This is a genomic window from Candidatus Manganitrophus noduliformans, from assembly GCF_012184425.1.
GTDB classification, from domain to species: domain Bacteria; phylum Nitrospirota; class Nitrospiria; order SBBL01; family Manganitrophaceae; genus Manganitrophus; species Manganitrophus noduliformans.
Window position 1 is genome coordinate 1 of the sequence record NZ_VTOW01000016.1, and the last position, 2,078, is coordinate 2,078.

Here is a 2,078-nt window from a genome sequence, read left to right on the forward strand (position 1 = left end):
TTTAGTAGTAGGTGCTATACGTAACATATCCTGCTTTTTCTTATGATTTTAGTTAGTTATCCCCATTTTTCCATTATTCATTTTCCGCATATAAGTCTCTTCCCCATCGTCGTCATCTTCTTCTTGGGTCTGGGTTCTTTGCAGGACCACCTCCATGGCCTTGTAGTAGTCTCGCTGAACCTTGATGTTCGCTATCCGGGAGTAGCGCTGGGTTGTGGTAATCTGGCCATGCCCCAGGAGGTCCTGGATTGTAACCAGATCGGCATTAGCGTTGAGAAGCTGCGTGGCCATGGTGTGGCGAAGCCGATGACACGAGACGTCCAGACTGCTTTTCCGCGCATAGTATTCGATCCTCTTCTGGATGCCTCGAACCGATAGGGGTTCTCCCCTCATCGGTCCCTTCTGCACGAGAAATAATCCTTTCACTTTCGATGATCGTTTCTCGAGGTATGCTAAAAGAGCAGAGCGAGCGTCTTCACTCATGTAGACGACCCGGTCCTTACCCCCTTTCCCATTAAAGACAAAAATCTGTCTCCTCTGGTAATCTACCGCATCCACGGTCAGGTGAGCAACCTCTTCGACCCGAAGACCGCAGCGGAGCATCAACATAAACATGGCCCTGTCTCTTAGATCCGTGATGAAGGCAAAGAGCCTCCCGACCTGCGCGTCCTTCAGGTGCCGGGGCAGGGGCTTTGGCAGGCGCAGCGAGATCCGCGTCACGGGATTCACCATCCTTCTTCCCACCTCGTTGATGAGATAATCGAAGAAGAGACGGATCGTCTGCAGGTGACAGGTGATCGTTTTGGGTGTTCGCCGCTTCCGGAGCAGATGATCCGTGTAGAGTTCGATCTGCTTGGCAGTGACTTCACAGAGGGGGACCGTGAGCTCTCGGATGAAGTGTTCGAGGATGCTGATGTAGTTCTTCACGGTATGAGCGGAGTAGTTCTTCCGCTTCAAGGCCCTGCGGTAGTGGATCAACTCAGTAGTCTCCATCGATCCCCCCTTTTTCGATCAAGGCCATGGCCCGGAAGTATTCTTGTTCACGCGTTTTGTCAGTGAGCCGCGCATAGCGGCGGGTCACCTCAATATCCTGATGACCCAGCAGCTGCTGGAGACATTCCAGACGCATCCCGGCATTCAGAAGCTCGGAGGCGAATGTATGGCGAAGACAATGCACCGTGTAGCCTTTCTGCTCGAGCCCGGCCCTCTTCAGATATTTCACGAAGAGGTTGCGGCCCGTACTGTAGCAGATGCCTTTATTGCCCTGACCATAAAAGACGAACGGCTTGCTCTTCTGCCTTCGTCTGAGCCAGAGTTTTATGGCGAACAGAGCATCATCGCTCAGGTAGACCACCCTCCCCATGCTGTTCTTCTCTCCCTCGAAGAGATGAATCTTTCTGTCTTGAATATCCAGATCGGTCATCTTAAGTCCCAATGCCTCGCCGATCCGCATGCCCGTCCGTAAAAGCAGAAGGAAAAGGGCCCGGTCCCGGATATCGTCAATCACGGAGAAAAGTCTTCTCACATCGGCAGGGTTTATCGCCCGAGGGAGGACGTCGGGGAGCTTGAGCTTGATGCCCCGTTTAAGAAACGCCCCAGAGAGAACATCCTGCTCGATCAGAAAATGCAAAAAAGCAATAAGGCAGGCCAGCCTCGTCCGTACCGTGGAGAGGCGGATCCCCCTGTCCTGCTCATGTTCGATGAAGGCTTCAAGGTCAATCCGTTCAATCTCCTTAAGATCCTTCTTGCCCGACCCTCCATAAAAGGCGAGAAAGAGCATGACGGATGTATACGAACTTCGCAGCGTCCCCGGCTTGTGGCTCATGCGCCACTTGTGCCGCATGTAGCGCTCGAAGTATTCCTTGGCGGGAAGCTGCAGACGGGAGACCTTCTGCAGGAGGTGATCAATCAGGGTTTGTGCAGGATGCTTGCGTGACGCTTTACTTTCGACGGACTCATTGATGATCGGCTCTACCTGGGTCATTGCTCCCCCTTTCCTTTTTCAAGAAAAAGCAGGGAAATCATGACCGTTAGCCGTTTAATTGGTCAATCTATTTTGTTACGTATAGGTAGGTGAA

Annotated in this window: 2 protein-coding genes; both read right to left on the reverse strand. The window is 52.4% G+C overall.

Annotation, left to right across the window (positions count from 1 at the left end):
• Positions 1-48 precede the first annotated feature (48 nt).
• Positions 49-993, reverse strand: a complete 945-nt coding sequence (locus MNODULE_RS24310; RefSeq protein WP_238339744.1) for a tyrosine-type recombinase/integrase — start codon at positions 991-993, stop codon at positions 49-51.
• Complete coding sequence (locus tag MNODULE_RS24315; RefSeq protein WP_168063795.1) at positions 980-1,984, reverse strand: tyrosine-type recombinase/integrase; 1,005 nt, start codon at positions 1,982-1,984, stop codon at positions 980-982. The genes MNODULE_RS24310 and MNODULE_RS24315 overlap by 14 nt, the downstream gene beginning before the upstream one ends.
• Positions 1,985-2,078: the final 94 nt, after the last annotated feature.